The organism is Chitinophagales bacterium, from assembly GCA_020636535.1.
Lineage (GTDB): Bacteria > Bacteroidota > Bacteroidia > Chitinophagales > JADIYW01 > JADJSS01.
Genome location: JACJXT010000012.1, coordinates 123,159 through 149,381 on the forward strand (window position 1 = coordinate 123,159; position 26,223 = coordinate 149,381).

At 35.7% G+C, this 26,223-nt stretch carries 8 protein-coding genes; all 8 read right to left on the reverse strand.

All coding sequences use genetic code 11. The features are described 5' to 3' along the window. Positions 1 to 9 precede the first annotated feature (9 nt). The 8 genes from H6553_10320 to H6553_10355 all read right to left on the reverse strand — a co-directional run bounded on the left by H6553_10320 (position 10) and on the right by H6553_10355 (position 26,205). On the reverse strand, positions 10 to 2,487 hold the full coding sequence (locus tag H6553_10320; protein MCB9034221.1) for an OmpA family protein: 2,478 nt from the start codon (positions 2,485 to 2,487) through the stop codon (positions 10 to 12). Between the two features lie 23 nt (positions 2,488 to 2,510). Continuing rightward, on the reverse strand, positions 2,511 to 3,488 hold the full coding sequence (locus tag H6553_10325) for a type IX secretion system membrane protein PorP/SprF (protein MCB9034222.1): 978 nt from the start codon (positions 3,486 to 3,488) through the stop codon (positions 2,511 to 2,513). A 145-nt stretch (positions 3,489 to 3,633) separates the two neighbouring features. After that, entirely contained in the window at positions 3,634 to 11,301 is a 7,668-nt protein-coding gene (locus H6553_10330; GenBank protein MCB9034223.1) for a gliding motility-associated C-terminal domain-containing protein, read from the reverse strand. A 186-nt stretch (positions 11,302 to 11,487) separates the two neighbouring features. Next, the gene (locus H6553_10335) at positions 11,488 to 11,748 is read right to left on the reverse strand and encodes a hypothetical protein (protein MCB9034224.1); all 261 of its coding nucleotides are present in this window, start codon (positions 11,746 to 11,748) and stop codon (positions 11,488 to 11,490) included. A 692-nt stretch (positions 11,749 to 12,440) separates the two neighbouring features. Next, positions 12,441 to 12,653, reverse strand: coding sequence for a hypothetical protein (locus H6553_10340; protein MCB9034225.1), 213 nt, complete (start codon positions 12,651 to 12,653; stop codon positions 12,441 to 12,443). 21 nt (positions 12,654 to 12,674) lie between these two features. Beyond that, on the reverse strand, positions 12,675 to 23,357 hold the full coding sequence (locus H6553_10345) for a DUF4347 domain-containing protein (protein ID MCB9034226.1): 10,683 nt from the start codon (positions 23,355 to 23,357) through the stop codon (positions 12,675 to 12,677). A 661-nt stretch (positions 23,358 to 24,018) separates the two neighbouring features. After that, a complete protein-coding gene (locus H6553_10350) occupies positions 24,019 to 25,497 on the reverse strand; it encodes a hypothetical protein (GenBank protein MCB9034227.1) in 1,479 nt (492 codons plus the stop codon). 210 nt (positions 25,498 to 25,707) lie between these two features. Then, positions 25,708 to 26,205 (reverse strand): T9SS type A sorting domain-containing protein, encoded by a 498-nt coding sequence (locus H6553_10355; GenBank protein MCB9034228.1) that lies wholly within the window; start codon positions 26,203 to 26,205, stop codon positions 25,708 to 25,710. Between the last annotated feature and the right edge of the window lie 18 nt (positions 26,206 to 26,223).

Below are 26,223 nucleotides of genomic sequence, written 5' to 3' on the forward strand. Positions count from 1 at the left end.
CTCTCCTTCTTAGAATGGGCAGTCTCTACATGGGTTGACTTGCATATCAAATCTTTGTAGTGATTTGAAGTCGTAGCCACCTCCTACTATTCTAAACTCTGTTCTTCTGTTTCTTTGGTGTTCGTACTCGCTACATGGTACACCATCGGTACAGCCATTCACTGGTTGTGTTTCACCATAGCCTTTGGCTTGTAGTCTATTCTTGCTGATGCCTCTTGCTATCAACCAGTTCACTACACTCTGTGCTCTGCGTTGCGATAGCTTGATGTTATAATCATATGGTGCTCTTGAGTCGGTATGTGAGCCAATTTCTACTATCACACTTGGGTTCTCTTGCATGAAGCTAAGTAACTTGTTTAAGTCGCCTTCACTCTCTTCTCTTATATACCACTTGTCAAAGTCATAATAAATGTCTTTTAACACGATTGGCTCTGATATGGTTCCATCTGGATAGCTGTCTGGTATGCCATCGCCATCTGTGTCTATCATACCACCTGGTATTGGATCTAGTATTACTTCTACTTCTTTTGGATTAACACCACATCTCATGTCTATCTTACAATCGCCATCATCTTTGATTACTTCTGTATATCCTGGTAGGTATCCTTCTTTGTTGGCTACTACTATGTAATCACAGTCGCATCTTACTATCTCGCATATCTTACCATTCTCATCTGCTACTAGTGCTTTTGTCCATCCTTCACACTTGCTAGACAATAGTATCTTCGCTCCTGCCAGTGGATGTGTATTCTCTGGTGTTTTGTTGTCTATGTTTTCTATGCTTTCTGGTGTCGTAGTATTTGGTGTGTTTAAGCTCTCTAAGCTCTTACCTAGTACCGTGATGCTCATAGCATATTCTTTGCTCTTCTCTAATGGTATTTTTACAAATACTGTTCCACCTGGCTCTACGCCTTTGGTTGTAGCACACACACTATTGTTGCTTGCATAACCTTCTGCACTCGCCTCAAAACAGTAATCCATATTCTTAATCACTCCAAACTCAAACTCACCATCGCACTCCGTTTCTGTTCTACCTTCTTCACTGCTCGTAGTTTTGGCGATCATCTTTACTTTACTCTCACAGATTGGCTCGCCTGTTTGTGCATCTACTACTATTCCTTCTAGGTAAATTCCATCATCCTCAAAGCTATAAATGTCATCTAATCCATGTCCGCCTTCTCTGTTTGATGTAAAATATCCTGTGCTTTTGTCTTCGCCATATACTAAGCCAAAGTCATCATAAGAGCTGTTGATTGGTGCTCCTATGTTTCTTATCTTACCTACTTTGTCTGTCTTTGCGTCTACTTTCGTTCTAAAGATGTCTAGACCGCCTAAACCGCCATGTCCATCACTAGCAAAATATAGGTTATTATCCTTATCTACATACGGAAACATCTCCATGCCTTCTGTGTTGATTTCTGGTCCTAAGTTCTTTGGTGTACCCCAACTGCCTTCGCCTTCTTTCTGTGTTACATATACATCTGTACCACCGTAACCACCTGGCATATCACTGATAAAATACATCGTATTACCATCTGGTGTAAGTGCTGGATGTCCTACACTATACTCATCATTGTTATACGCAAACTCTTTGTCTTTGTCCCACTTCAGTCCATTCACCTCCGATTCGTATATCTTTAACTTTACTATCTTATCATCACTCTTGCCTGTCTTGCCATGATAATAGTTGTTTCTGGTGAAATAAACCTTATTCCCTTCTGGTGTGAAGCTTGGTGTTGCTTCGTGATACTTCGTACTGGCATCGTCTTTTAGCTGTTTTGGCTTGCTATCGAACTTCGTACCTTTTCCTTCTACAAAATACATATCAAAAAACTGTGTCCCTGTCCATGTGTGTTCTCTGCCTATTGCTTTTGAACTGTCTCTACTTGAGGAGTAGTATAAGCCACCGTCTTTGTAATATGGTCCAAAATCATATCCACCACTGTTAAAATCTAAATTATGTATTTCGTATCTATCTCTACTTAGTAAGTACTGTCCGTAGTCCGCACTTGCTTTGAGTTGATTCCCTGCTCTTTTATCTTCTGGTACACTTTGCTTGTAATTGGCATACCACTTTGCTGCTTCTTCATACTTCTCATTTGCCTGTAGCATTTGTGCGTAGTATAGCTTGTATTTTGGATCTAATTCATCTCCTGCATTTACTGCTTTGCCATACCAATACTCTGCTTGTACAAAGTTAGATGTTAATCTATAGCAATCGCCTAACTCGCTCATCGCTTTGACATCGCCTTCACCTTTTTTCTTTAGGTAATCTTCATATAATGGTATCGCTTCTTTGTAGGCTAAGTCGTTGTATAACTTCTCTGCTTTGCTTATGCCTCCTATTGCATTTTCTGTAACTCCACCGCCTTCTATTACTTGTGCTTTGGTTTGCATGCCTAAAAACAGGAGCATCATAAGTAATAGTACTATTTTGCTTATGTTTATTTTTATTGCTCTTTTTATATATTTTTGTCCCTTTTTCATTTGTATTTCTGTTTTAGGTCTTTTTAAAAATATCTTGGTGTGATTACTTTTTTCTTCTCAAAGCCAAAGTCATAGCCTAGTATCACTTCATAACTACCATTGTTATAATCTCCGAGTTTGGTTAGTGTATAATCATAGGCAAAGCCTATTAACAGTTGTTTGGTTGGCCATACCTCTAAAAGTGCATCGAAGCTATCGCTGTTCGTTAGTCCTGTCTTCTTGTTGTGAAAGGCAGTTCTATAGGTTCCGCCTATGTTTACTCTATCGTAAATGAGTAAGCTTAAGTTAAAGTCAAACTCATGTGGTATCTTTTGCTCTGCACTAGCTATGTATTTGTACATTATCTGTGGTCTGATTTTAAGTACCTTACCTGCTGGTATTACACCTCCTGCTAGTGCAAAAAAGTGTGGTGTTCTGCTTGCACTTGTAAAGCTACCTTGTGAACTCTGTGCTAGTGCGTCTACTTGGTCTTTGTTGTACAAGTCGCCTTTGATAAAGTTAGGTACACTCGCTCCTACATAAAAATACTTGTGATAGATATATAGTCCTGCTCCTACATCTGGAAGTATTCTACTTACATTCTCTTGGAATACTGGATCTTGTTGTTCCAATGGATTTAACTCCGATAAGTTGCTCTTATACCATAGTATACCTGCATTGATACCAATGCTTAACTTTACGCCTTTGCCTAGTGGTACTCGGTATGCGTAACTTACATCAAACCATGTTTGGTTCGTTACACCTAGTCTGTCGTTCACTAAGAAAAAGCCCATGGCTGAGTGTTCTTTCTTAAACGGTGAGTGAATACTCACTGTCGTTGTCTGTGGTGCTCCATCTATGCCTGTCCACTGGTTTCTATACAGTGCCCTAATGCTTAGCACCTCTCTAGAACCTGTGTAACCTGCGTTGATTGGCAACTTGTTATACATGAACTGCGTGTACTGTGGTTCTTGTTGTCCGTATACCACTCCTGCTTGTAATAGTAACAGTAGCAACGCCATTTTACCGAATACTTTAAGACTATTTATCATCTCTTTTCTTTTTATTTGTTCCTTTTATTGTTCCCTTTTTTGCCTTTGGGGCAGCATGCCTTCTATTACACGCTGCCTTATTGGCTTTTTGGTATTCTCTCTCTTTTCTTATCTATTACCTGTGAATGACTATAAATCCTGCTTTGTTCACCTGCTCTCCTTCTCTGGTTAAGTATTTCAACACATAGTAGTAAGTACCATCTGGTAGTGGTGCTCCTTTGTACTCGCCATCCCAGCCAGACAAGTTGCTATATGCCTCGTTTCTATACACCTCTATGCCCCATCGGTTGTAAACGCATAACACTACATCTACTGACTCTTCTATACATGGTATGTACCAAGTATCGTTGATACCATCTCCGTTTGGTGAGATCGCATTTGGTATGATACAGCTTTCTATCTCTATAAATACCCATGCTGTATCGTTACCATCTGGATCGCAGATTACATACTGGAAGCTGTCTACTCCTCTGTAGTCTACCTGTGGTGTATAGGTTATCGTGCCGTCTGTATTCACTACCACACTTCCATGCTCTGGTGCTGTAATGATACCTTCTGGACTACATACTTGTAGTGGATCACTATCGGTTTGTTCGTCATTACCTAGTACCGTTATTGTAATTGGTGTGTTTACATCGGTTACCACTGTATCATTATTTGCTACTGGTGGCACGCCTGTTACCGTGATGATAACCGTAGTCTCGAAGCATTCGCCGTCCTCATTACATGCACTTATACATAGTGTATCTGTTCCCTTAACATCACCTGCCGTGTAAACCAAGCAACCTTCCTCATTAATGTACCAACTAATATAGTCTTCTACGCCTGCTGTCGCTCCTGTGCATGCCGTTATCGTAATAGCTGTGCCTGCCGGCGTAGTGAACTCACAGATGCTGTCCGTTTCGTTGATTGGTAGTGTCTCTCTTATAGTATCTTTTGGCTCTTCTACTGTAATGATAATAATTGTCGTATCACACATGCCTAAGTCATCGCATACTGTAATACATATCGTATCGTTGCCTGTAAAGCCATCCTCTGGTGTATATACTATACATGGATCTGTGCCTGTTATCTCTACATTTGCATTGTCATCGCAGGTAGCAATACTCGTTACTGTACCTGATAACTGTGTAGTATCTAAACATACTGTTATCGGACATCCATAACAGGTCGTATCTCTAATCGTATCCACTGGTATACAGCCGCTGAGATCTACACATACCCATACACTATCTCTACACAAGTTCTCCTTGCCTTCTACTACTACCCAATGACAACCACCTGGTACTACTATCTCGCTACCTAAATAGGTGATTTCGTAGTTTGGTTTTACATATGAACTTAACAGTGGTGATACTGAGAATATGGAGATGATGGTATCTGTTGCATCTGCAAAAATATGTGGATTGTCTGAATAAATTGTCAAACCATTTAATCGCCACGCTCCTTCTGGATTTACACTATTCATATAAGCTACCAACTCATCTAGTGTAGTAAAGCTTACGCTATCTGCCTCTGTTATTGTTAAGCTGTCATTTACTATCCACTGTTCTAAAGTATGTGGTATTCCATCTACATAGGTTTGTGCATTGATGGAGTATCTTCCTACTATCTGTTCATCACATATATCTATTCCTGAGGTATATAAATCTCCACTTACATAAATGTTATAATCCTCTATTCTATTCATTGGTATTGGTAAGCACAATTTACCTTCGTAGTTATCACATACTAAGTCTATCGTATCCTCTACTATTAAACTATCGCAGGTTGGACATACGATACATATTTGTGCTGTATCGCTACACCCTGTCATCGTATCTACTAAAATCACTTCATGACAGCCTTCAGTAAGTGTTAATTTAGTAGCACTATAGCTAATTCTATTATTATACTGTGCTGTATAAGTAGATGCTTCTGGTGTCCATGCAAAATAATGAATGCCTGTGCCTGTACTGTACGATAAATTTGGATTGGCAGACTTGACATTCAGTCCATCTACAAACCACATGCCTGATGCGTCTACACTATTCATATAAATTGCTAACTCAGCTAATGTATTAAAGTTAACCATTGGATAGATGCTTGTCGTATCATTGATACTCCACTCTTCTAACAAGTGTGGTACATTGTCTACATATCTTGTAATCTCAAAGTTATAACCTCCCTCTACACTTGTCTCGCCACAACCACTTGCACTGCTAAACTGTTGTGCACTTAGCGTACCATCTATATAGATTTGATACCTTTGAATAGTATTCAAATCTAATGATATACAATAGTCGCCTTCTCCATTAAAGTTACATGCAATTGTAGTATCAGATATAAAGTCGCAATGGTCTGGTAAATTACTCACTATTAGTACCGTCGTGTCTTTTATTCCTGTTACCGTGTCGGTCTTAATAATACATAGTGTGTCTAAATTATAGCCTGCAGTTGTACTTCTGTCTATCACTATACAGCCATTCTCATCTAAAGTATACACATTGCCACTGTTGTTACTATGCCCACAGTCTTCTATCTCCGTTATGATACCACTCATCATTGGCTCCACCTCAACACATATCGTATCTAGTGTTAATATCACGCCAGTATCATATATTGTCTCTGTTGTTGGTAGCTTCTGAATAATTATCACCGTAGTATCACAACTGATAAATACTAGTGTATCTACCTCTACCGTGTCTTTGCCATAATATATTAAACAGCCGGTAAGCGTATCAAAACCCCAGTCTTCTCGATATAAACCAACCACTGCTCCATCTACTATTCTACCAACTTCTATAATTGGTTGATTATTGCCATCTATACAAATAGTATCAAAACAGAATATGGTAGAATCATTAGCATAGATGGTATCTGTAATAGTATCGTTTACAGGAAGTACGCTTACAATGACTTCCGTTGTATCGCAAACGCCTAGTGTATTGTCACATACTACTACACAGAATTTATCTTCGCCGATGTTTGTTCCTGTATAAGTTACATTGATGCAACTACCATTAATTGTAGTCGTTGGCATAGTGATATTATCTAATGTGCCGTTACATAGCACAATACTAATATCGTCTGCATCCATACTTTCTTCTATCTGTACACATACACTATCCGTCTGACCTATCTTGATTGTATCTGGAATTGTATCTGGAATTGGTAACTTATGAAGAATTATCACTGTAGTGTCACAACTAATAAACACTAGTGTATCTACCTCTACCGTATCATTGCCATAATATATTAAACAGCCAGTAAGCGTATCAAAACCCCAGTCTTCTCGATATAAACCAACCACTGCCCCATCTACTATTCTACCAACTTCTATAATTGGTTGATTATTGCCATCTATACAAATAGTATCAAAACAGAATATGATGGAATCATTAGCATAGATGGTATCTGTAATAGTATCGTTTACAGGAAGTACGCTTACAATAACTTCTGTCGTATCGCATACGCCTAGTGTATTGTCGCATACTACTACACAGAATTTGTCTTGTCCAATATTCGTGCCTGTATAGGTGATATTGATGCAATTACCAGTGATGTTTGTTGTTGGTGTTGTGATGTTATCTATCGTGCCATCACAATATACGATTTGTACATTGTCTGCTGACATGCCTGCTTCTATCTGTACACAAATGCTATCTGTCGTACCTATGCTTATCGTGTCTTCTACTACATCTACTGTTGGTGTAATTTGGATTACTACTGGTACGCTGTCGCAGATGTTGTTTATCGTATCACATACTATAATACATAGTGTGTCTTTTCCTATGATTCCGTTCGATGTGTAAGTGATACATCCTGTGGTACTGTCTATTGAATATGTTCCTAGTCCACTTGTTGCTTGCTGTGTTCCATCGCATAGTGTCCAATGGCCTGGTGTGATGTTAAATATCGTATCTAAACATAGTGTTTCGGTACATGTATCACACACTGGTAAGATTGGTGTGCTGTCTTGTGGTAACACTGTAATGATGACTTCTGTGGTATCACATACGCCTAGTGTATTATCACATACGACCACACAGAATTTGTCTTGTCCAATATTCGTGCCTGTATAGGTGATATTGATGCAATTACCATTGATGTTTGTTGTTGGTGTTGTGATGTTATCTATCGTGCCATCACAATATACGATTTGTACATTGTCTGCTGACATGCCTGCTTCTATCTGTACACAAATGCTGTCTGTCGTGCCAATAGTGGTTGTGTCTTCTACTACATCTACTGTTGGTGTAATTTGGATTACTACTGGTACGCTGTCGCAGATGTTGTTTATCGTATCACATACTATAATACATAGTGTGTCGCTACCTATAATACCATTTGATGTATAAGTTACACAACCTGTGGTACTGTCTATTGAATATGTTCCTAGTCCACTTGTTGCTTGCTGTGTTCCATCGCATAGTGTCCAATGGCCTGGTGTGATGTTAAATATCGTATCTAAACATAGTGTTTCGGTACATGTATCACATACTGGTAATGTTGGTACTGTGTCTTGTGGTAAAACTGTAATGATGACTTCTGTGGTATCACATACGCCTAGTGTATTGTCGCATACTACTACACAGAATTTGTCTTGTCCGATATTCGTGCCTGTATAGGTTACATTGATGCAATTACCATTGATGTTTGTTGTTGGTGTTGTGATATTGTCTAGTGTGCCATCACATAGTACAATGCTTACATCATCTGGTGACATACCTTCTTCTATTTCTACACAAATGCTATCTGTCGTACCTATGCTTATCGTGTCTTCTACTACATCTACTGTTGGTGTAATTTGGATTACTACTGGTACGCTGTCGCAGATGTTGTTTATCGTATCACATACTATAATACATAGTGTGTCTTTTCCTATGATTCCGTTCGATGTGTAAGTGATACATCCTGTAGTGCTGTCTATACTGTATGTGCCTAGTCCACTTGTTGCTTGCTGTGTTCCATCGCATAGTGTCCAATGGCCTGGTGTGATGTTAAATATCGTATCTAAACATAGTGTTTCGGTACATGTATCACATACTGGTAATGTTGGTACTGTGTCTTGTGGTAAAACTGTAATGATGACTTCTGTGGTATCACATACGCCTAGTGTATTGTCGCATACTACTACACAGAATTTGTCTTGTCCGATATTCGTGCCTGTATAGGTTACATTGATGCAATTACCATTGATGTTTGTTGTTGGTGTTGTGATATTGTCTAGTGTGCCATCACATAGTACAATGCTTACATCATCTGGTGACATACCTTCTTCTATTTCTACACAAATGCTATCTGTCGTACCTATGCTTATCGTGTCTTCTACTACATCTACTGTTGGTGTAATTTGGATTACTACTGGTACGCTGTCGCAGATGTTGTTTATCGTATCACATACTATAATACATAGTGTGTCTTTTCCTATGATTCCGTTCGATGTGTAAGTGATACATCCTGTAGTGCTGTCTATACTGTATGTGCCTAGTCCACTTGTTGCTTGCTGTGTTCCATCGCATAGTGTCCAATGGCCTGGTGTGATGTTAAATATCGTATCTAAACATAGTGTTTCTGTACAGGTATCACACACTGGTAATGTTGGTACTGTGTCTTGTGGTAACACTGTAATGATGACTTCTGTGGTATCACATATGCCTAGTGTATTGTCGCATACTACTACACAGAATTTGTCTTCGCCAATATTAGTACCTGTATAGGTTACATTGATGCAATTACCATTGATGTTTGTTGTTGGTGTTGTGATGTTATCTATCGTGCCATCACAATATACGATTTGTACATTGTCTGCTGACATGCCTGCTTCTATCTGTACACAAATGCTATCTGTCGTGCCTATGCTTATCGTGTCTTCTACTACATCTACTGTTGGTGTAATTTGGATTACTACTGGTACGCTGTCGCAGATGTTGTTTATCGTATCACATACTATAATACATAGTGTGTCGCTACCTATAATACCATTTGATGTATAAGTTACACAACCTGTGGTACTGTCTATTGAATATGTTCCTAGTCCACTTGTTGCTTGCTGTGTTCCATCGCATAGTGTCCAATGGCCTGGTGTGATGTTAAATATCGTATCTAAACATAGTGTTTCGGTACATGTATCACATACTGGTAATGTTGGTACTGTGTCTTGTGGTAAAACTGTAATGATGACTTCTGTGGTATCACATACGCCTAGTGTATTGTCGCATACTACTACACAGAATTTGTCTTGTCCAATATTCGTGCCTGTATAGGTGATATTGATGCAATTACCAGTGATGTTTGTTGTTGGTGTTGTGATGTTATCTATCGTGCCATCACAATATACGATTTGTACATTGTCTGCTGACATGCCTGCTTCTATCTGTACACAAATGCTATCTGTCGTACCTATGCTTATCGTGTCTTCTACTACATCTACTGTTGGTGTAATTTGGATTACTACTGGTACGCTGTCGCAGATGTTGTTTATCGTATCACATACTATAATACATAGTGTGTCTTTTCCTATGATTCCGTTCGATGTGTAAGTGATACATCCTGTGGTACTGTCTATTGAATATGTTCCTAGTCCACTTGTTGCTTGCTGTGTTCCATCGCATAGTGTCCAATGGCCTGGTGTGATGTTAAATATCGTATCTAAACATAGTGTTTCTGTACATGTATCACACATAAGACCACTGTGTCTTGTGGTAACACTAATGATGACTTCTGTGGTATCACATACGCCTAGTGTATTATCACATACTACTACACAGAATTTGTCTTGTCCGATATTCGTGCCTGTATAGGTTACATTGATGCAATTACCATTGATGTTTGTTGTTGGTGTTGTGATGTTATCTATCGTGCCATCACATAGTACAATGCTCACATCGTCTGCTGACATGCCTGCTTCTATCTGTACACAAATGCTATCTGTCGTGCCTATGCTTATCGTGTCTTCTACTACATCTACTGTTGGTGTGATTTGGATTACTACTGGTACGCTGTCGCAGATGTTGTTTATCGTATCACATACTATAATACATAGTGTGTCTTTTCCTATGATTCCGTTCGATGTGTAAGTGATACATCCTGTGGTACTGTCTATTGAATATGTTCCTAGTCCACTTGTTGCTTGCTGTGTTCCATCGCATAGTGTCCAATGGCCTGGTGTGATGTTAAATATCGTATCTAAACATAGTGTTTCGGTACAGGTATCACACACTGGTAATGTTGGTACTGTGTCTTGTGGTAACACTGTAATGATGACTTCTGTGGTATCACATATGCCTAGTGTCGTATCACATACGACTACACAGAACTGGTCTTCGCCGATGTTTGTGCCTGTATAGGTTACATTGATGCAATTACCATTGATGTTTGTTGTTGGTGTTGTGATGTTATCTATCGTGCCATCACAATATACGATTTGTACATTGTCTGCTGACATGCCTGCTTCTATCTGTACACAAATGCTATCTGTCGTGCCTATGCTTATCGTGTCTTCTACTACATCTACTGTTGGTGTAATTTGGATTACTACTGGTACGCTGTCGCAGATGTTGTTTATCGTATCACATACTATAATACATAGTGTGTCTTTTCCTATGATTCCGTTCGATGTGTAAGTGATACATCCTGTGGTACTGTCTATTGAATATGTTCCTAGTCCACTTGTTGCTTGCTGTGTTCCATCGCATAGTGTCCAATGGCCTGGTGTGATGTTAAATATCGTATCTAAACATAGTGTTTCGGTACAGGTATCACACACTGGTAATGTTGGTACTGTGTCTTGTGGTAACACTGTAATGATGACTTCTGTGGTATCACATATGCCTAGTGTATTGTCGCATACTACTACACAGAATTTGTCTTCTCCTATATTCGTTCCTGTATAGGTTACATTGATGCAATTACCATTGATGTTTGTTGTTGGTGTTGTGATGTTATCTATCGTGCCATCACAATATGTCTGCTGACATGCCTGCTTCTATTGTACACAAATGCTATCTGTCGTGCCTATGCTTATCGTGTCTTCTACTACATCTACTGTTGGTGTAATTTGGATTACTACTGGTACGCTGTCGCAGATGTTGTTTATCGTATCACATACTATAATACATAGTGTGTCTTTTCCTATGATTCCGTTCGATGTGTAAGTGATACATCCTGTGGTACTGTCTATTGAATATGTTCCTAGTCCACTTGTTGCTTGCTGTGTTCCATCGCATAGTGTCCAATGCCTGGTCATCTATAAACATAGTGTTTCTGTACATGTTAAATATCGTATCTAAAAACAGTAGTACTACACAGAATTTTGTACATTGATGTAATTACCATTGATATCACTGTATCACATACAGAACTGTTGCCGATGTTTGTGTGTATTGTCGGCCTAGTTGTGCATCGTGATTATTGATAATGATGACTGCTGACATGCCTGCATGCACAAATGTATCTGTCTGTTTCCCTATTCTACTACAGTGTTTCTACTGTTGGTAATTTGATTTGTATTACTTTCGCATACGTATCACAGAATAATACATAGTGTAATTCCTATGATTCCTATTGATACATCCTGTGGTACTATCTATTGAATATGTTCCCTAGTCCACTTGTTGCTTGTATGCATATGGCTATTGCCATCTATATACCACACACACTGGTAATGTTGTACTGTGTCTGTGACTAACACTTTATCTGTACACAATGCTATCACATTACATACGACATCTACAGAACTGTTGTCGATGTTTCGTATGTGAATTGACTACAGGTAGTTGTGGCATCTGATATTGTCTACATCACATAATACTATTGTTATTCTATCTGTACACAAATGCTATCTGTCGTGCCTATGCTTATCGTGTCTTCTACTACATACTGTTGGTATGATTTGGATTACTACTGGTACGCTGTCGCAGATATTTCACTATGTATGTATCACATACTATAATACATAGTGTGTCTTTTTCCTATGATTCCGTTCGATGTGTAAGTGATACATCCTGTGGTACTATCTATTGAATATGATTTTTGCTGTGTTCCATCGCATAGTGTCCAATGGCCTGGTGTGATGTTAAATATCGTATCTAAACATAGTGTTTCGGTACTGTATGCACACTGGTAAATGTTGGTACTGTCTTGTGGTAACACATCACATGAAACTTCTGTATATCACATATGCCTAGTGTCTAGTGTATCACATAATACTACTGAAACATACTGGTCTTCGCCGATGTTTGTGCCTGTATAGGTTACATTGATGCAATTACCATTGATGTTTGTTGTTGGTGTTGTGATGTTATCTATCGTGCCATCACAATATACGATTTGTACATTGTCTGCTGACATGCCTGCTTCTATCTGTACACAAATACTATCTGTCGTGCCTATGCTTATCGTGTCTTCTACTACATCTACTGTTGGTGTAATTTGGATTACTACTGGTACGCTGTCGCAGATGTTGTTTATCGTATCACATACTATAATACATAGTGTGTCTTTTCCTATGATTCCGTTCGATGTGTAAGTGATACATCCTGTGGTACTGTCTATTGAATATGTTCCTAATCCACTTGTTGCTGTTTGACTGCCATCGCATAGTGTCCAATGGCCTGGTGTGATGTTAAATATCGTATCTAAACATAGTGTTTCGGTACAGGTATCACACACTGGTAAGATTGGTGTGCTGTCTTGTGGTAAAACTGTAATGATGACTTCTGTGGTATCACAAATACCTAAGTCGTTGTCGCATACTACTACACAGAATTTGTCTTGTCCGATATTCGTGCCTGTATAGGTTACATTGATGCAATTACCATTGATGTTTGTTGTTGGTGTTGTGATGTTATCTATCGTGCCATCACAATATACGATTTGTACATTGTCTGCTGACATGCCTGCTTCTATCTGTACACAAATGCTATCTGTCGTGCCTATGCTTATCGTGTCTTCTACTACATCTACTGTTGGTATGATTTGAATCACTACTGGTACTGTATCACAGAAATTGTATATGCTATCACATATGACAACACATAATGTATCTCTGCCTATAATACCATTTGATGTATATGTTATACAACCTGTAGTACTGTCTATTGAATAGCTTCCTAATCCACTTGTTGCTGTTTGACTGCCATCGCACAATGTCCATATACCTTCTACATTGTCAAAGATGGTATCTAAACACAATGTTTTCGTACAAGTATCACACACTGGTAATGTTGGTGTACTATCTGCACATAATGAAATTGATAATGTTACTGTAGTGGTTATAACACTGTCGCAACCTGCTGCTGCCATACAAGTATCTTGATATACTCCTGCTGTTTTATATACATTGCCACTACACATTACTAAACTATCGCCCAAACACAATATTACATTCTGTACTTTTGAAATAATTGTACTTGATGTTAAAATGGTTGTTATTATACTATCGCAACCATTTACACTTGTACATGTATCTATATAAGTACCTGATGTTTTATATACATTGCCACATACAACTATACTATCGTTTAAACAAATTTGGATATCTCTAGTAATTGTATCTAGTGGTCGTACTGTTAAGTTGGTATTGATGATGCTATCGCAACCTTGTGCGTTGGTAAGTGTATCTGTGTAGTTGCCTGTTGTTGTATAGGTATTCGCTCCTACTGTTACGCTCTCACCGAAGCATACTGTTGTATCCTTGATTCTTACATCTTCTGGTAGTACAGTTAAGTTTAAGTTGATGATGCTATCGCAACCTTGTGCGTTGATGAGTGTATCTGTGTAGTTTCCTGTTGTTGTATAGGTATTCGCTCCTACTGTTATGCTCTCACCGAAGCATACTGTCGTATCTTTGGTTCTTACATCTTCTGGTAGTACAGTTAAGTTTAAGTTGATGATGCTATCGCAACCTTGTGCGTTGATGAGTGTATCTGTGTAGTTGCCTGTTGTTGTATAGGTATTCGCTCCTACTGTTACGCTCTCACCGAAGCATACTGTTGTATCTTTGGTTCTTACATCTTCTGGTAGTACAGTTAAGTTTAAGTTGATGATGCTATCGCAACCTTGTGCGTTGATGAGCGTATCTGTGTAGTTGCCTGTTGTTGTATAAGTATTTGCTCCTACTGTAACACTCTCACCGAAGCATACTGTTGTATCTTTGGTTCTTACATCTTCTGCTAATACTGTTAAGTTTAAGTTGATGATGCTATCGCAACCTTGTGCGTTGATAAGCGTATCTGTATAGTTTCCTGTTGTTGTATAGGTATTCGCTCCTACTGTTACGCTCTCACCGAAGCATACTGTCGTATCTTTGGTTCTTACATCTTCTGGTAGTACAGTTAAGTTCGTATTGATGATGCTATCGCAACCTTGTGCGTTGATGAGTGTATCTGTGTAGTTGCCTGTTGTTGTATAGGTATTTGCTCCTACTGTTACGCTCTCACCGAAGCATACTGTTGTATCCTTGGTTCTTACATCTTCTGGTAGTACAGTTAAGTTCGTATTGATGATGCTATCGCAACCTTGTGCGTTGATAAGCGTATCTGTGTAGTTTCCTGTTGTTGTATAGGTATTCGCTCCTACTGTTACGCTCTCACCGAAGCATACTATTGTATCTTTGGTTCTTACATCTTCTGGTAATACTGTTAAGTTCGTATTGATGATGCTATCGCAACCTTGTGCGTTGATGAGCGTATCTGTGTAGTTTCCTGTTATTGTATAGGTATTTGCTCCTACTGTTACGCTCTCACCGAAGCATACTGTCGTATCTTTGGTTCTTACATCTTCTGCTAATACTGTTAAGTTTGTATTGATGATGCTATCGCAACCTTGTGCGTTGATAAGCGTATCTGTGTAGTTTCCTGTTGTTGTATAGATACTTGTTCCTACTATTACACTATCGCCAAAACAGATTGTTTGAGTATCTTTAATTGTATCTGCATAATTAACTATTACATAAACGGCATTACTTGTATCTGAAGAACAACCTAATGTATCTGTTCCTACAATTCTTCTATACCATAAATCTGTAGTAGCAGTGCTTAAGCCATAATTTTGCGTTGTTGCACCACTAATAGTAGTCCAAGTTATACTATCTGTACTTGATTGCCATATGTATATAGAATCATCTGCTGGAGTTATCGTTGGTACTGTACCAAAAATAGAATCTGTTGTGCTTCCGAAACACATTTGATTCACAGCATTAATAATATTATTCGATATATCTGAACAACAAGCATTAATTGTACTATCTAATGCTAAATTTAGATATGTACTTGTGTAAGTTACAGTTGCATTAATACTATCATTTGTTTCAATACTATTGGCTAAACCATTTGTACCATAAGGTCCATTAACTATTGAATCTGTAGAAGAACCATTTTTTGTAGCACCAGTTACACCTGCTTCATAAGAATCTGGACAGCCATCTCCATCACTATCTAAGTCCAAATAATTTGGTATTCCATCGCCATCATAATCCTGAGCAGAGCAATCGTAATCTATAATATTAAAGCTAAAACCAAATGCTTCTAATACATTACCCGCAAATGCTTCTAAGTGTAATTTATTTACATTTGGCACGATAGATGTAACAGACCAAGCTAATGAACCATTATTTTCATCTACCCCTTGAAAGAAAGTATCTAAAGCACTATAAAAATCTCCAGTATTGTAATTGGTAATTTCTGATTGAGGATCATTGAATACTCCATCATAGTTTAATATATAGTAATCGTAAATTGAAATTGGATTATAATTTGCTGAACTACCATAAACAGTAACACCAAAATCATTTCCTGTTATAGTTCCTGTTTCTGTATGACTTGTAATTTGGAAATCAAAGACATCATCATGAGTAGTACCGTTGGTTTGCACTGCTACTCTACCACTGCTACTAGCAACTACACCATCTAATGTTCCAGTTCCGTTTGGTCCTCTTGAATAATTTAGTTGCCAAGTACCATTTCCACTAATACCTGCACCATCATTATAACTAAAGGTACCAGTTGCTACACCAGTAGCACCAGTAGTAACGCTACTTACTGTAAAAGTAGCTGGAAGTATACTATTGATGAAACAAGGTACATTTTCATCAATATCTAAAATGCCATCATTATCATCATCTATATCTATTAAATCTGGAATACCGTCACCATCTGTATCTATACATAGAGATAAAGTGCTATCTAAAGCATATGCGTTATAGGTACTAGAATAAGTTACTTGAGCATTTGAATTATCATTAGTTTCTATACTATCTGCTAGACCATTATTTCCGTAAGGACCAGCAACAGTATCTACTGAAGCTATGCTTCCTGTAACATTTGCTTCGTATGTATCTGGACATTTATCTCCATCTGAATCTAAGTCTAAGTGATTTGGAATGCCATCGCCATCAAAATCATCGGAACAAGTTTGTTTTGGATTTGCACTTGAACCATAAGCTACTAAACTACTTAATGTAAAGTGTAATTCTGGAAAAGTATATACATTTGTAGCTAATGTAGTACCTGCACCATTTACAATTTTAATACTATAGTATTTATATGCAGTTGTATTAGTTGTTGGAAAATTTTCTGGATTATAAGCACCGTCACCTATATTAACATCAGCAGTACTTAAACTCACCCAAGTTGAACCATCATTAGAACCGTATAAACGAGCAGTAGCACTTGTATTGCTGGTTACTCTACCTACAAAATCTATATTAGATAATACTATTGGATAAGCAAATTCTACTGTAAACAATTCTGATCCTGCAGTTAATGCTTGAGATGCTGTAAAGTTAAAACTATTAGCTAAGCTAGCTCCTGTTTCTTGTCCATCGATTAGCATAATTAAACTATCTGTAGCATCAAAAGCATAGTCTGTTGAAATATTTGTAGGTATAAGTATTTCGGTTGCAGAATAAAAACAATCTGGACTTTCTACTGCATCTAAGATACCATCATTATCATCATCAATATCTATTAGGTCTGGAATACCATCATTATCTGTATCTGCACATGCGTTTAAGTTAGTACTTAATGCTATTGGATTATATGTACTTGTATAAGTTGTTTGAGCAGTAGTACTATCGTTAGTTTCTATATTATTTGCTAGACCATTGTTTCCATAGTCGCCTTCAACTATTGCTCCATCTACTACTGTTGAAGTATAGTTACTTCCATCATAATTGACAATGGTTCCTGACAATAGATTTCCACTTACACTTGCTTCCGTTGCATCTGGACATCCATCGCCATCACTATCTAAATCTAAGTGGTTTGGAATTCCATCGCCATCAAAATCATCGGAACAATTTGGCTTTGGATTTGCACTTGGTGAGTAGGTTGATGAATTAGCTATAATGGAAATTTCTTCTACACCTGTGCTTAACATTGTACCAGCCAATCCTTGTAATCTGTATTTAGTATATGAACCACTATCTTGAGTTACTGGTATGGTATAAACTGATCCTGTACGCAATATTGGACTTTGTGGATTTAGTTGAGCTGTTAAATTAACCCATGCAGTTCCGTTCCATGCTTGTAATTGTATAGAAGCTGCTGTACTAGAAAATAAGTTTGCAGCAGCAGCAAGTGTAATTTCAAAACTACTCATGGTAACTGGTGCATTAGACTCGAATTCAAATATTGTTTTATTGGTTTTATCTTGACCATTATCGAAGTTAAAACCTCCACCAGATATTTGTCCGTCTATAAGTGTATTGATATTATCTGTAGATGGATAAGTTAATTGTGTTGAAACTGATTTTAATGATTTTGCTTCATTGAATGTATAAAAACAACCTGGACTTTCTACTGCATCTAAGATACCATCATTATCATCATCAATATCTATTAGGTCTGGAATACCATCATTATCTGTATCGGCACATATATTTAATACATTTGATGAAGCATATATGTATTTATAAATGTCTTTATAAGTATTAGTATCTGCTACTGCTTGTAATGCATCTGCAAAGCCATTGCCATTATATGGTCCTGGTGCTATACTATCTGTTGCACTAGCATTTTTTGTTGCACCTGTTACACTTGCTTCATATGAATCGTAACAGCCATCGCCATCTGAATCTAAATCTAAGTGATTTAAGATGCCGTCTCCATCTGTATCATTTGTACAAGTTGGTTTTGGATTATATGATGCTGAATATTTGTTTGGATTTATGTATATTTCTTCTAATCTACCATTTACTAAGCTTGTTCCGCCTGCACTTCCTACTATTCTATATCTACTATAATAAACTCCTGCTGTACTTATAGTTTTGGTAAATGTATAGGTAGTATTTATTGTGTTTAATGCTTGTGGTGCAGATAAAGTATCCCATGAATTACCATTCCATGCCTCTAAATAAAATGTTGATGAAATATTTTGCGATATAGCCACTCCTCCTACTTCAATTTGTACATTTCCTAATGGTACTGGTGCTGCTAATTGAACATCAACCAAGGTTTTATTTGCTATGCTTGTTCCTGATAAATCTGTTATCTGACCATAGGTAGTATTATTTCCATCATATGTTCTATCTAACGAGTTAGTTCCATTCCATGAAAAATCTGATTTAACTGCTGTAATTACTTTTGCCTCTGTTTCTGTATAATAACAGCTTGGACTTTCTACTGCATCTAAGATACCATCATTATCATCATCAATATCTATTAAGTCTGGAATGCCATCATTATCTGTATCTGCACATGCATTTAAAGTTGTACTTAATGCTATTGGACTATAAGTACTAGAGTAAGTTGTATTGGCAGTAGCACTATCGTTGGTTTCTACAGCATTAGCAAGACCATTATTACCATAAGGTCCTTCTGCTATTGCTCCATCTGTAATGATATAAGTATAAGTAGTTCCATCAAAATTAATTACGCCACCAGAAACTAAGTTACCACTTACACTTGCTTCTGTAGCATCTGGACAACCATCGCCATCTGAATCTAAATCTAAGTGATTTGGAATACCATCTCCATCTGTATCTTCAAGACAAGTTTCTGCTCTTGGATAATATTCTGGAACGAATGAATCGCACAAAGTAACAAATAATTCGTTTGTAGTACCATTAACATTTCCTGTACCTGAGATACCCAATAATCTATATTGTTGATAGTAATTACTGTTTTTTGTAACTGTAAATATTTCTTGACTTGCTGTTGCCACAGCATCCATTGTTATAGTATCTGTTAGATTGTACCATGAACTACCATCGAATGCCTGAAGTACAACTGTTGAAGGATTATTAACAAAGCTTGTTGTTGAGCTCATTTTAAATCGGAACTGGCAAACTTTTAATGGAAGATTGTATGTCCAATTAAAGATATCTTGACCTGCAAGTGATTGACCTGCCAAGAATCTGTAGCCAGCAGTTACTGAGTCGTTATCTATTAATTTAGTTATAACTGAAACTGAATTAAAAGGTGCCATATCTGTAGTGATGCTAAATTCTTCGGTTACTTCTGCTAAACTACTATAAAAACAGCTTGGAGATTCTGTGGCATCTTTAATACCATCATTATCATCATCTAAGTCTTGTACATAATCTTTAATACCATCATTATCGCTATCGGCACATATATTTATGCTTTTTGAAGCTGCATAGTAATATGTAATAAAAGGAAAGATAGTAGTTGTATTATAAGCATCTGATACCTCTATTGAATTTGCATAACCATTGTTTCCATAATCACCTTGAGCTATAGCACCAGCTATAACAGTGGTAGAATCTCCATTGACAACATTGCCTGATAATAGTGTACCTACAACTGAAGCTTCTATAGCATCTGGGCAACCATCTCCATCTGAATCTAAATCTAATTGATTTGGTACTCCATCGCCATCTATATCAAAAAAGCAATTTGGTTTTTGATAGGTACTAGCACCAAATGATGATGGTAAGTTAAATTCTGCCTCAAAACGAGAATTTGTTGCAGTAGTACCAGAAAGACCATATAAACGATAGAACTTATATTTTCCTGCATTTTGTGTAACTTTCATTGAATCGAAGCTTGTTAAAGTACCACTTAAATTTGTCCAAGATGCACCCGTACTACTTCCTTGTAATACTAAACTTGATCCAGCAGTTAACACTTTAAATGTATTGTCATATATAAATGAAATAGCTTTTATTTCGACTGGAATAGGAAATTCTACTTGATATATGGTTTGATTTGCAGCCGGTTGAGCTCCTGTAAAACTTGTATTGCTTGTAGGATAAATACCATCAATACTCATATTTAATGTAACACCACTTACTAAATCCAAATCGGAAGTAATATTTAATATTGAAGTTCTATCTCCAGTACTAATTTCGTTTTTGGTGTAATAACAAAATGGACTTTCTACAGCATCGAATATCCCGTCATTATCATCATCAATATCTAATAAATCTGGTATTCCATCTCCGTCAGAATCAATACATATACTTAAAGTACTATCTACGGCATAGTAATAAGTTGGAATATAATTACTAGATGCATTAAATGAATCGTTAGTTTCTACTGAAAGACCATAACCATTGTTACCATAAGGAGCAGCCACTATACTGTCATTAGCATTGGTAACTGAACCAGATTCGTAACTATCAAAACAACCATCATTATCACTATCTAAATCTAGTCTGTTAGGAATACCATCTCCATCTGTATCAATATCTGTAACAGTACAAGGAGCAGTTGAATTATAAAAAGTATTTGGGATAGGCGCCCAATTAGTTCCACCATCAGTAGAGTATTCCATATAGTGTGGAGCCCATTGATTGACTGGATCGACTTGCCAGTTAGAAAAGTAATGACCGTCTGGACTTACTGTAATTGTAGCATGAAAAGCAGTTGGTTGATTTCTTGGAGCAGGAATAATAGCACCATCTCCACCATTAGCTGGAGATTGAGCACCTGAAAGTCCTTCGTATCTAGGATAATCTGTAAAACCAAAAGGTGGTTGATTCCAACCTTGTACTGGATTATAGAAACCAGTAGTATTGTTCATATCTAGTAATGGAACACCTGTGCTTGTTGTTGGATCTATCCAATTATATGGATTTTCATCTGTAGAAATAACCCATGCACCAGCACCAACATTACCAGCAACAAAATTAGAAGTTCTTATTGTAATAGTTTGCCCATAAAGTTCTGGTGGAAAATGAATCCAACCTTGCCATCTTAGTACATCTATATTTTGTAAAAAATCTGTACCTGCTGGACCATTTATGCCATTTACAGTTCCTGTTGTAGTTGGTGTTAAATTATTAGTTGGTAATCCGTATTCATCTACATCTGGCCAAATATTTAAAGTATAAGGACCACCAACACCACTAATAGGAATCATATCGTGCCAACCAATAGATGTCCAATAATCCCAGTATTGATAATTTGTTTTTCCATCTGGTGCAGTAGTAGGACATGTTGCTTGTTCATCGATATCTAACACCCCATCGTTATCATCATCTATATCATAAATGTCTAAGATTCCGTCTCCATCTGTATCTAAACATCTGGAATTTGTAGAGTCTAATGCATATTCATCATAAGTACTAAGGTAAGTAGTTCTTGCTGTAGCTGTATCTTTATTTTCTATACTATTCGCCAAACCATTAACTCCGTATGGACCAGCAATAGTATCTATAGTATAAATACTACCAGTTACACTAGCTTCAAATACATCAGGGCAGCCATCGCCATCGCTATCTAAATCAAATTGATTGGGAAATCCATCATTATCCATATCTGCAATACATGGATTTTTAGGATAATATTCTGGAATAAAGGCACAAATAGTTGTATTAATTTCTGCGATATTTCCAATAGAATAAACCGTACCATTATTTCCTAATAATCTATATTGTTGATAATAATCTGCATTTTTTGTAACCTTAAAAATTTCTAAACTGCCTGTAGCTATTCTATCATAAGCAACAGAATCTGACAAATTGATCCAAGAAGTTCCATTAAAACCTTGCAATGTTACATAGGTATTAACGCCTACAGTAAGTACATGATTTAAAAAACTATTAGAGTTTTCCATTTCAAAAATAAAATTGCAAGCTTTAATTGGAAATGGATAAGACCATTTAAAAATTTCTTTGCCTGCAACACTTTGAGCATTTGTTGTAAAATTGAAATAAGTGGTATTATTGTTATCGTATAAATTAGTTAGTGAAGCAGTACTTATTAATTGAGTTGTTACGCTTGTTATTTGAGTAACTTCTGCTTCAGTATAAAAGCAAGAAGGTGACTCTGTAGCATCTTTAACGCCATCATTATCGTCATCTAAATCTATACTATTGATGATTCCGTCGCCATCAAAATCGCAAGAAGCACAAGTATCTGCCAATGTCCAAGCTAGATTGAAATTATAGTCGGGAAAATAAATAGGGTTTTTATGTTTCCCGACTTCCAGTGTCCAATCGCCATCTTTACCTGTAATATTTGTAGATGCTGCGATGTTTATATTTAAGTTTTGTTCTAAATATGCTATTGCTTGTTTTCCTTTTTTTGCTTTGGCAAACTCACAACCGAAGATATTTAGCGTTTTAATATTGCTATTTAATTTAGGTTTTATAAATGCTACTATTTGTTGTGCATTCATCCATTGATTATTAATAAACAACTCGCCTGATTTACCATGAGTAAATAAATAAAAATCGTTGTTTTGCTTTACCAACTTTAATTGGTACAAAATTTGCTCTTTTGCATTTACTTCTTCATCGATATAGAAGTAATTAGCTTTAATGGTTTTGTTGTTACTGTTTTTTGATACAGTTTCTTTTTCAACCTCATTAGCATTAATTATATTTGTATTTGCTGCAAATAATAAGATAGCAACAATGTACAAATATGAGCTGTAGAATGCTTTCATATTCAACATTTTAATTATTTTTTAATATGTTGCTAAACGAAAATGAGTTTAGCTAGTAGTCTGATGCAAAGATAACAATAATTTACAAAAAAGTAGTTACTTTTTACACTTTTTAGTAAAATCATTATAAATGGTTATTCTAATTTATACAAAACCCATTAGAAACATTCTTATTATAATTTTATCAAACTACTTATTATCTTTATTTGTAAAGTAAGAGAATAGGAGAATTAAGAAATCTGAAGAATGATATTAAATGACTTTTATACACTTAGTCATAATTTCAGTTTTTAATTAAAGATTTGACTTTATTTTCTTGCATTTTTAAGTATTATTTGTCAATAATTAAAATTAATGCAAGCTAAGTGTCTAATCTAAAAATTGTTCACTTCTCTTAAATCTACTTACTTTACAATAGGATACTTATGTTTGTAGTCTTGTTTCTTGATGTAAAACTATTAATTAAGCACCTGTTGTCTTATTTCAGTTTTAGCAAAAATATTATGTCCGAATTAGTAAATCTTGCTATATGAATTTTCGACTTAATATTGTTTTTACTTTATTTTAACGCTGTTAAGCTTATTCTTTAAGCAATTGTATCTTCTTAGTGAAAAAGTTATTAAACGCTAATAACTACTGTTACATAACAAGGTATTTTTTTTTATTGTTTTTGAGTATTATTATGCTGATGCATTAGATTTATAGCACTTAGTAAGTTTTCGTAGTGTATAATTTCTGCATCTAACAATATATCTTCATTTGGATCTTTAATGTTTAAGAATGGGTTTATTTGAGATTCAAAGTTGTTTTTTTCTAACTTAATTAATGCATTAATTAATACTTTATTTCTTGCGTGTTTTTTGGTTTTAAAATACCTAGAACTATATACTCTAAGCGTGCCAATAGTTTGACTTGCTTCATCTAGTTTTTGTTTGTTTATAAAATACATTATTTTAAGTAGTATAAGTGAAAAATTAAATCCGCTTTTATCATGAAAAACGGTAGGACAATCGTTGATTAATGTATAGATGTTATTGGCAAACTCTGTATTGTCTATTATAGATTGATAGAGTTGCAAGCTATAATTATAAATTTGCCATACTTCTTTATATTTAGATGGTAGTGAGTTATATAAGTTATGTCCTACAACTCCATTATATATATGTTTGGCTAATTTAAATTCTTTATTATTGAGTGCTATTTTAAATCTAATTTCGTTTGCCATAAACCAATTCAGTCCAAACATTTTGTCTTTTATCTGCTCAATTAAGATTTCACAATTGTAAAAATCTCGTTGCTGGTATTTCATTCTAATTATAAAATAATTGACCAAAGAGGTATAAGATTGCTTGATTAGAAAATCTCTTTTAGACAATAAATTAAGTACATTATGACAGTTATTAATTCCACTATCATAATTTAATGAAAGTTCATCTAACAAAATCATGGTCATATAGGCATATATTTTTGTTAACTCTGACTCACTATTTTTTATTACTGTATCTACTTCTGCTTGCTTTTTTTGAATTAACTTAGTATTGGGTTTATCATCTGATGTTAAGATGTTAACTTCATTAAACAGTATAAATGCTAAGTTTTCTTCTTTTGTAAGATTTGAATATTTGATATATTTTTCTTTCTCTTTTTGTACTTGATTGTAGTTTGCCTCTAGTGTATAATAGTTGATTAGTTTATTAGAATATTCTGCTAATATATTATAAAATTTATACTTTTTAGCAATATTATAATTATCTGTAATTATTTTATGTACTAAACTATTGTTTCCGCCAAATTTTTGAATGATGTCTACTTCATATATAGATTTAATTCCTTCAAAATAATCTTTCTGAATTTTGGTATTATATTCCTTGTTAGATAAATCAAGGAAAAAAAGTGTATTTAAAATTCTCTTTTTAAATCTATATTTAAATTGTCTGTAATTATTTAAACTAGTTTCTGAATCATCTCCATATAAAAAAACAACAGCATCATTATCATCTTTAATCAAATCTTCTAGTATTCCATGATAGAATTTGCTATAAAGACTATCTTTATTAGACAATAGTGTTTTATCTAAAATTTCTATGTTTTGAAGTTTCTTTTTACTTATAACTTTTAACAAATCAATAAAAAAGTCCATAATTTCTTTTGTGTTTGGGTTTTAATTTCTTGTTCGATTAAAATCGACTGCAATGCTAGTAATATTTTATAACAATCTGAAATCAAAAAAAGTTATAATATATCATAGCTTTGCATCAAGAGTTCTTTACACAAAGATTCAATTTCTGAATTTTTTTATTCTGTTAGAAAGAGCAACTTTTATTACTACTAACTATAAAAGTTGCTCTTATTATTTTATTTTCAGCACTTTATAAGTGCCTACATATTTATCTTGACCAATATTTACATCTAATTTTAAAAAATAATTGCCTGCTGCTAACTGTTGCACATTAATTTTTTCTACGCTTCCTTTATCTATAATTATTGGCTGATGACTCAATACTTCTGCTCCTTTTTCATCTACTAAACTGTAAATTATTGTTGCTTTACTGAAATTGTTTTTAAGATTTATTTCAAACTCACTTGGATTAGGAAATACTAAAAAATCGTTTATGGTTAATAAATTATCTTTTATTGATGTTGTTAACTGACTTGGCTGCAACAGTCCTTGTGTTATTATTAGTGTAGCACTTGTTCCTGTTTCAATTATTGTTTCACCTACATTATATTCATATTGTGTTGAACCAATAACAGCACTTCCACCAGCTGAATTAATAACTTGTTGTCCTAATACTACATTAATTACACTAATTAGTAGTACCATTATGAGTACTTTAATATTCTGCATAATGCAAATTTATTTAAA